Source organism: Cupriavidus sp., assembly GCF_057315035.1.
The window spans coordinates 20,242-28,677 of sequence record NZ_DBHKYV010000067.1; the positions used below are offsets into that span (position 1 = coordinate 20,242).

The 8,436-nt window shown below is 64.7% G+C and carries 8 protein-coding genes; 7 read left to right on the top strand and 1 reads right to left on the bottom strand.

The features are described from left to right. The first annotated feature begins 6 nt into the window (after nt 1–6). The 7 genes from ACO550_RS38370 to ACO550_RS38400 all read left to right on the top strand — a co-directional run bounded on the left by ACO550_RS38370 (nt 7) and on the right by ACO550_RS38400 (nt 7,918). Nucleotides 7–885 (top strand): ABC transporter permease, encoded by an 879-nt coding sequence (locus tag ACO550_RS38370; RefSeq protein ID WP_315595074.1) that lies wholly within the window; start codon nt 7–9, stop codon nt 883–885. Continuing rightward, nucleotides 878–1,936, top strand: a complete 1,059-nt coding sequence (locus ACO550_RS38375; RefSeq protein ID WP_315595075.1) for an ATP-binding cassette domain-containing protein — start codon at nt 878–880, stop codon at nt 1,934–1,936. Before ACO550_RS38370 ends, ACO550_RS38375 begins: the two co-directional genes overlap by 8 nt. Next, complete coding sequence (locus ACO550_RS38380) at nt 1,933–2,796, top strand: metallophosphoesterase (RefSeq protein WP_315595076.1); 864 nt, start codon at nt 1,933–1,935, stop codon at nt 2,794–2,796. Before ACO550_RS38375 ends, ACO550_RS38380 begins: the two co-directional genes overlap by 4 nt. Before the next feature lie 109 nt (nt 2,797–2,905). After that, nucleotides 2,906–3,601 (top strand): dipeptidase PepE, encoded by a 696-nt coding sequence (pepE, locus tag ACO550_RS38385; protein ID WP_315595077.1) that lies wholly within the window; start codon nt 2,906–2,908, stop codon nt 3,599–3,601. Nucleotides 3,602–3,846: 245 nt separating this feature from the next. Continuing rightward, complete coding sequence (locus tag ACO550_RS38390; RefSeq protein WP_315595078.1) at nt 3,847–4,488, top strand: response regulator transcription factor; 642 nt, start codon at nt 3,847–3,849, stop codon at nt 4,486–4,488. Nucleotides 4,489–4,500: 12 nt separating this feature from the next. Next, nucleotides 4,501–6,309 (top strand): ATP-binding response regulator, encoded by a 1,809-nt coding sequence (locus ACO550_RS38395; RefSeq protein WP_315595079.1) that lies wholly within the window; start codon nt 4,501–4,503, stop codon nt 6,307–6,309. A 157-nt stretch (nt 6,310–6,466) separates the two neighbouring features. Then, nucleotides 6,467–7,918 carry an aldehyde dehydrogenase family protein gene (locus ACO550_RS38400; RefSeq protein WP_315595080.1) on the top strand — a complete coding sequence of 484 codons (1,452 nt, stop codon included), beginning with the start codon at nt 6,467–6,469 and terminating at the stop codon, nt 7,916–7,918. Between the two features lie 84 nt (nt 7,919–8,002). Here ACO550_RS38400 and ACO550_RS38405 read toward each other — a convergent pair whose 3' ends face one another. After that, entirely contained in the window at nt 8,003–8,170 is a 168-nt protein-coding gene (locus tag ACO550_RS38405) for a hypothetical protein (protein ID WP_315595081.1), read from the bottom strand. Between the last annotated feature and the right edge of the window lie 266 nt (nt 8,171–8,436).

Genomic DNA, 8,436 nt, shown 5'->3' on the forward strand with positions numbered 1-8,436 from the left:
TTCCGCATGCGCGCATCCAAACCCCGCCGCACCGGCTACTGGCTGCAACTGACGCTGACCCTGCTGGTCTGCGCGTTCATGACCATACCCGTGGTGCTGTCAGTGCTGGCCGGCCTGACCAACAATATCTTCGTCGGCCTGTCCAGCGGACTGACCACGCGCTGGCTCGAGGAAGTCTGGTCGCTGTATCGCAATACCATCTTCCTGTCGCTGGGCATCGCGCTGGCCTGCCTGGCCTGCACGCTCGTGATCGGAGTGCCCGCCGCGTACTACATGGCGCTGCGCCGTAACCGCGTGACGCGCCTGATCGAGGAATTGCTGATGCTGCCGGTGGCGCTGCCCGGACTGGCCACGGCGCTGGGACTGATCCTGCTCTATGGCAGCCTGCAGGGCCTGCGCACCAGTTGGGTGTTCATCCTGATTGGCCACGTACTGTTCACGCTGCCGTTCATGGTGCGCTCTGTGCTGGCGATACTCTCCGCGATCGACATCCGCACACTCGAGGATGCCGCCGCCAGCCTGGGCGCCACGCGCATGCAGCGTTTCTTCACGGTGGTATTGCCCAACTGCCGCCAGGGCATCCTGGCCGGCGCACTGATGGTGGTCACGCTGTCGGTTGGCGAATTCAACCTGACGTGGATGCTGCATACGCCCACCACCCAGACGCTGCCCGTGGGCCTGGCCGACAGCTATGCGTCGATGCGACTCGAAATCGGCTCGGCCTACACCATCGTCTTCTTCGTCATGATCATTCCGCTGCTGGTGTTCATGCAGGTCATGACCGCGCTGGGCGCGCGTGCCCGCCGCCATGCGCCGCAAGCCGACCTCACGCACGATGCCCTCTTGGCGAACGTGCCCCAGACTGCCGAGACCCGCCATGCATGAACCCACCACGATCCGCCTGCGCGGCTGCGCCAAGACCTTCGACGACGGTACCGTCGCGCTGCAGCCCCTGGACCTCGCTATCGGCGCCGCCGAAACCGTGGTACTGCTGGGCCCATCGGGCTGCGGCAAGACCACCACGCTGCGCATCATCGCCGGCCTCGAACAACCCGATGCGGGTGGCGAAGTCTGGTTCGGCGATACGCCCGTCACACACCTGCCGATCGAACAGCGCGGCGTGGGGATGGTGTTCCAGAACTATGCGCTGTTCCCCAACATGACAGTGGCCGAGAACATCGCCTATGGCCTGCGCGTGCGCCGCATCGCGGGGGCCACGCGTCAGCGCCGCGTCGACGAGATGCTGGCAATGATGCATCTGGAATCATTCGCGGACCGGCGCATCGACCAGTTGTCTGGCGGACAACGCCAGCGCGTGGCCCTGGCCCGCGCCATCGCGGTGCAGCCCCGCGTGCTGCTGCTCGACGAACCGCTGACCGCGCTCGATGCCAAGTTACGCGATGCGCTGCGCGCGGACATCAACCAGTTGCTGCGCAGCCTGCATATCACCGCCGTTTATGTCACGCATGACCAGGCCGAAGCGATGGCGCTCGGCGACCGCATCATCGTGATGGACAAGGGCCGTATTGCGCAGGCCGGCACGCCGCAGGACATCTATCGCGCGCCGGCCAATGCCTTCGTGGCCGACTTTATCGGCACCATGAACCATTTGCCGGGCACGGCGGAAGCCGGTCGCTGGCGCGTACCCGGCGGGACGGTGCCGATGGGGCCGCCCGCCGATGCGCCGATGCCGGCATCGGTACGACTGATGTTCCGCCCCGAGGACGTCTCGCTGGTACACGCCGACCATGCCCATGTGGAAGGCACGGTCGTTACCGCGCTGTTCCTTGGCAACCATACGCGGTTGCTGGTCGACGTGGGTAGCGCCGCGCCGCTGATCGTCGACACCGCGCGCCGCGATGCCTGGCAGGCCGGCACGCGTGTGGGTCTGCGCATCGACACCGATCATCTGATTACACTCGCGCAAGCCGCATGAACTCCGCAAGCTCCGCACCGTACCTGGTGGCGCAACTGACCGATCTCCACATCAAGGCTGGCGGCCGGCTGTCGTACCGCATGGTCGATACCGCCGCCGCGCTGCATACGGCGATCGACACGCTGCTGGCCGCCCCGCAGTTGCCCGACGTGGTGGTGGTGACCGGCGACCTGGTCGACTTCGGCGACGAACAGGAATACCGCTTCCTGCGCGACATCCTGCAACGCCTGCCAATGCCCGTGAAACTGCTGCCCGGTAATCACGACCACCGTGCATCGCTACGCCGCGTGTTTCACGATCACGACTACCTGTTTGCATTCGGCGGCCCTGGCAACCCCGACGCACCGGTGCACTACGCCATCGATGCCGGGCCGCTATGTCTGGTGGGCTTCGATTGCACCGTACCCGGCAAGCCGGGCGGCCGCGTCGAAGCCGATGGGCTGGCCTGGCTCGACGCCACGCTGGCCGCTGCGGCGGGCCAACCCACGCTGCTCATGCTGCACCACCCCCCCTTTCATACCGGCATTGGCCATATGGACGTACAGGGCCTGGAAAACGCGGCGGCACTTGAAGCCGTGGTGACGCGGCATCCGCACGTCGAGCGCGTGATCTGTGGACATCTGCACCGTCACATCACGCGCCGTTTCGGTGGCACCATCGCCATGACCGCGCCAGGCCCCGCGCACCAGGTAGCACTCGACCTCGATCCCCAGGCAGTGTCGCGCTTCCGCATGGAACCTCCCGGCTACTTGCTGCACTGGTGGCATCCGCAACACGGCCTGGTGACACATCTGGCCGCGAGCGGCGACCATGGCGCCTTGCATCCGTTCTTCGACGCCAATGGCAAGCTGATCGACTGAAGCGTCGTGCAGTCGGGGATGCAGGTGCCGAATCGGGTACCATCTCGGGCTTCATGATGTTTTCCGGACCGTTGTTCCGCACATCGGAACAACGCCGACATAGCTTGCAATGGATCTGCTCCTGCTCAGCAACTCGACCTCGGATGAGGGCTACCTCGTCCACGCCGCCGCCGCCATCGCCGAACTGGCCGATGGACGCACCGATGCACTGTTCGTCCCGTATGCGGGCGTGACGCGCAATTGGGATGATTACGCCGCGCAGGTGCGCGAAGCGTTCGCAACAATCGGCATCACGGTGCGGTCATTGCACCAGCAGGACGATGCACTGGCAGCCGTCAATGCGGCGTCCCTGATCGTGGTGGGCGGTGGCAATACGTTCCGGCTGCTGCAGGTGCTGCGCCAGCAAGGCCTGCTGGCGCCAATGGCGGCCCGCGTGCGCAGTGGCGCCGCGCGTTACATCGGCTGGAGCGCCGGCTCCAACCTGGCCACGCCAACGATCCGCACCACCAATGACATGCCGGTGGTCGACCCGGGCGGTTTCGACGCGCTGGACCTGGTGCCGTTCCAGATCAACCCGCACTACTACAACCTTGAGATCGAAGGGTTCCGCGGTGAAACGCGTGACCAGCGGCTGGCGGAGTTCAGGACGCTGGCGCCCACCACCCCGGTGCTGGGCCTGCCCGAAGGCGACTGGATCCGCGTGTCGGACGGCACCTGCAGCCTGCATGGCGCGCACGCCGCCCGATGGTTTCTTGGTGAACGGACCTGGGACGTGACCGCTGGCCCACTGGCCGTTCCGCACTGAGGCCTGGGGCCTGGACAAAAAAAATACCCGCAGCCGGGAGGAAGCGGGTATGACAAGTGGTATGGACAAGTCGCGGAAATCGTCCACGGGAAAATGCTGGCATCGCATCACTACGCTGCCAATAATCTTTCCGGACTACTCCGCAAGCCCTACTCCGTTCGCAGGCTTGCGTGACCATGGACAAGCCGCACGGAATCCAGTCCAATCGAGTCCAATGCCGTCCCCTGCACTTCGTGCGTTCCGTCATGCTGCGTGCCCGACTTTTGTTGATCGATGACCACACCCTGTTTCGTACCGGGTTGAAACTGCTGCTGGCGGACAGCCCCAGCGTGGCATCGATCATCGAGGCCGGGTCGGTCATGGAAGCGGTGGAAGCACACGCCGAACAGGCGGTGGATATCCTGCTGCTCGATATCCAGATGCCCGGGTTGAACGGCATCGAAGGCATCAAGGTATTGCGCCGGCATTTCGCGGCGGCCCGCATCCTGATTGTCTCGGGCACGTCGCAAATCGAAGCGATCCCGGCCGAGGCGCGGCGCGAGATTGCCGGCTTCCTGCCAAAGTCGACAGATGCTCGCGAGATCGAGGAAGCCATCGCCAGTTGCCTGGCCGGCGGCACGCACTTCCCGGCGGATGGAGGTGCTTCAGCTGGCAGTGCCGGCGCCGCACCCGCATACCAGCCGAGCCAGTTGACGCCGCGCCAGCTGGAGGTGCTCAGCCAGCTTAGCCTGGGCCGCTCCAACAAGGTGATCGCCTATCATCTCGGCCTGTCCGAGAACACAGTGCGCGTGCACGTGGCGGCGATCCTGGACCACCTGGGTGTGGTCAGCCGCGTCGAGGCCATTCTCGAAGCACAGCGCCGCGGCCTGGTGCAAGCCCAACGCTGACGCCACGCGACCATGGCGCCGCCCCGCCTGATTTTTCGCCTGCTGCCACGGTACGATGAGCCGCGCCTGTTGTCGGCGCAAATGGAGCTGATCGACCAGAGCTTCGGCATGGCCATGCTGGGCTGCGCGCTGGCCGCGATCATCCTGGGTACCGGCCTGTCGCTGACCGATGGCCACCCTGGCGCACTGCCATGGGCCGTGGGTATGGCAGTGCTCTGCGCCATTGCACACTTTGCCCGCCTGGCAGTACCCGACCGGCTGACCGAGGCGCGCTCGGGCCACTATGCGCGCGGCATGACCGCGATGCTGGTGCTGATCGGCAGTCTATGGGGGCTGGCCGGCTGGCATTACCTCGATATCCGTTCCCCGGCAGTGGTGATATGCGTGCTGTCGCTGATTGCCGGCATGAGCGCGGCCGCCCTGGCCGTGTTCTCGGCCTGCCTGCCCGTGGCCATCGGTTTCTTTATTCCCGCCATCGTGCCGGTGTGGGCCGTGTTCCTGGCCACGCGTGACATCGCCTACCTGCCGATGTTTCTCGGCACCCCGCTCTATCTGTTTGTATTGATCGTCTTTGCGCGCAACTACGCACGCATGGCGCGTCATTCGATTGCATTGCGCTTTGAGAACGTGGAGCTGATTGCCCAGTTGCGCGACCAGACCGCGCGCGCCGGCCACGCCCAGCGCGAGGCCGAGGAAGCCAATCGCGCCAAGTCGGTATTCCTGGCATCGGCCAGCCACGACCTGCGCCAGCCGTTGCATGCGCTGGGCCTGTTCCTGGTTTCGCTGGCGCGCACGCCGCTCGATGCGCGCCAGCGCCAGTTGCTCGACCATATCGAGGCATCGTCAGGCGCCGCACGCGAAATGCTGAACACGCTGCTCGATTTCTCGAAACTCGAAGCAGGCGTGGTGGTCCCACGGCCCCGGCCGTTCCGGCTCCAGCCGCTACTGCACAAGCTTGAGAACGAATTCGCGCCCCAGGCCAATGCGCGCGGACTGGTCTACCGCACGCGCGATACCACCGCCACACTGTTTGGCGACCCGACCCTGGTCGAACTGATCCTGCGCAACCTGATTGCCAACGCCATCCGCTACACGCGCTCTGGCGGCCTGCTGGTGGCTTGCCGGCAGCGGCGCTTCCATGTGTCGATCGAAGTCTGGGATACCGGCATCGGCATCCCGGCTGCACAGCAGCGCGCGATCTTTCGCGAGTTCCATCAACTGGGCAACCCCGAGCGCGACCAGCGCAAGGGGCTGGGCCTTGGGCTGGCCATTGTCGAAGGCCTGGCGCGCACCATGCAGACTGCTGTCACCTTGGGGTCTACGCCGGAGCGCGGGTCGGTGTTCCGTCTGCGACTGCCGCTGGCATGGAACTCACCTGACGAAACCGTCCACCCTGCCGTGGCCATGCGGCTCGACGGCTTGCGCGTGCTCGTGATCGACGACGACGCGGCCATTCGCGAAGCCATGGCTGGCCTGCTGGCGGTCTGGAACTGCCCGAGCCGCACGGCCGAAACCGAAGAAGATGCGCTGGGACTGATCGACGGTTTCGAGCCAGACCTGATCCTGGCCGACTACCGCCTGCGCGGCCATCGCACCGGCCACGAGGCCATTGCGGCCATTCGCGAGCGCACTGGCCGCAGCACATTGCCGGCCATCCTGATAACCGGCGATACCGCCGCAGACCGCCTGCGTAATGTCCACGCCGGCGGCACCACGCTCCTGCACAAGCCAGTAGTTCCCGGCGAACTGCACGCTGCCATCAGTGCCCTGCTACACGACGGCTCCTGCGGCAAGGCTGAATGGAACGCCACCAGACAATAAGCCTGACCACCACTCATGCGTGAAACGTATGAATGGATCATTCCTATTAATTGGACTTAGGTCTAAGCCCCGCCCACACTGCAAAACAAAGCGGGCCTGATTTCCCTGGCCGACGCGCGCGTCATCAAATCACCATGACATAAGCGAGGAGCCCTCCATGACCGCATCACGATCCGACCTGCCAAGGCACGATCTGCTGATCGACGGCAAACGCCTGCCACCCGGTACAGGCGAATACTCCACCGATATCAATCCGGCTACGGAAGAGCCGATTGCACTGGTAGCGCAAGGCAGTGCGGCGGATGTGGACACGGCGGTCAAGGCCGCGCGCGCCGCCTTGAAAGGCTGGGCCGGCATGCGTGCGGCAGACCGCGGGCGCATCCTGTACCGTTTTGCCGACCTGCTCGAAGCCAACGCCGAGGAGCTGGTGGCACTTGAAAGCAGGGATGCCGGCAAGCCGCTGGCATCAGTGCGCCGCCAGGACATGCCCGCGGTCATCGACACGGTGCGCTACTACGCGGGCTGGTGCGACAAGATCCACGGCAGCGTCATTCCAGCCCGGCCCGATGCACTGACCTACACCGTGCGTGAACCCGTGGGTGTGGTGGCGGCCATCGTGCCGTGGAATTTTCCGTTGATGATCGGTATGTGGAAAATTGCGCCGGCACTGGCATGTGGCTGCACGCTGATTGTGAAACCGGCGGAAATCACGCCGCTGACAGCATTGCGCGTGGCCGAGCTGGCCATGGAGGCGGGAGTGCCGCCGGGCGTCTTCAATGTGGTCACCGGCAAGGGTAGCGTGGTGGGTAACGCCATGGTGGCGCACCCGGGCATCGACAAGGTAACGTTCACCGGATCACCCGGTGTCGGACGCGGCATCATGGAAGGCGCGGCCGGCAATTTCAAGCGCGTCACGCTGGAGCTCGGTGGCAAATCGGCCAACGTGATCTTTGCCGATGCCAATGTCGATGCGGCAACGCGTGCCGCGGCCTCGGGCATCTTCTTCAACGCGGGCCAGGTGTGTTCGGCAGGTTCACGCATCCTGGCGCAGCGCCAGGTCTATGACGAAGTCGTGGAGCGTCTGGCGGCGCGCGCCAAGGCGATTCGCGTGGGAGATCCGGCCGCACCCGATACCACGATGGGTCCGGTAGTGTCCGCCGCACAACTGAAAACGGTGCTCGATTATGTCGACATCGGCAAGAAGGAAGGCGCCAGCGCGGTGACCGGCGGGCTACGCATCGGCGAACGCGGCTTCTTTGTAGAGCCCACGGTGTTTGCCAATGTCGAGCACGAGATGCGGATCTCGCAGGAAGAAATCTTTGGTCCGGTCGCCAGCGTGATTCCGTTCGACGATGAAGCCGATGCGGTGCGCATTGCCAACGGTACCGCGTTCAGCCTGGCCGCCGGCGTGTGGAGCGCCGACATTGCCCGCGTGCACAAGGTAGCCGGCGAATTGCGTGCGGGTACGGTGTGGATCAACACCTATGGTTATACCGACGTGCGGCTGCCCTGGGGTGGCTCGGGAGATTCCGGTCTGGGACGCGAACATGGCGATGCCGCGATCGACAACTTCACGGAGCCGAAGGCAATCTGGCTGTCACTGAGATAACCGCTTCGCGTGAGCAAAGCGCTCGCGCAGGCTCGCAAACCCCGCCGCGCGATGGCGGGGTTTTTGTTTGGCGCGTCGCGCGCGTCAGCCGATCATGCGCATTGGCAGTAGCGCATAAACCAGCGTCAGGACGCCGACAATGGCTGGCGATACGTACTTCAGCGCCACGCTCTGCGACTGCACGCCCAGATAGGCGTACATGCAGATCAGTATCATGGCGCAGCCAAAAACGAGGCCGTCATAGACTTGCATGGATGTCTCCCCAGAGTTCGTTCTTCGACTACTTCTGTGATGACGGGCGAGCTTGGTGGGGCGCCCGAGGTACTGCCCACTGCAATCTATTGACGCTGATAGTCGCGCCATCAACGACGCGCGGCAATCATGGTAATCCCTTCGTTTATGCGTTTGAATTGGGTAGCTCCCCTCTCCCGCACTGCGGGAGAGGGGTTGGGGGTGAGGGCAAGCGGCTCAAACAACGATGTCGCGTCTTGAATGCCCTGCCCTCTCCCCCGCCCCTC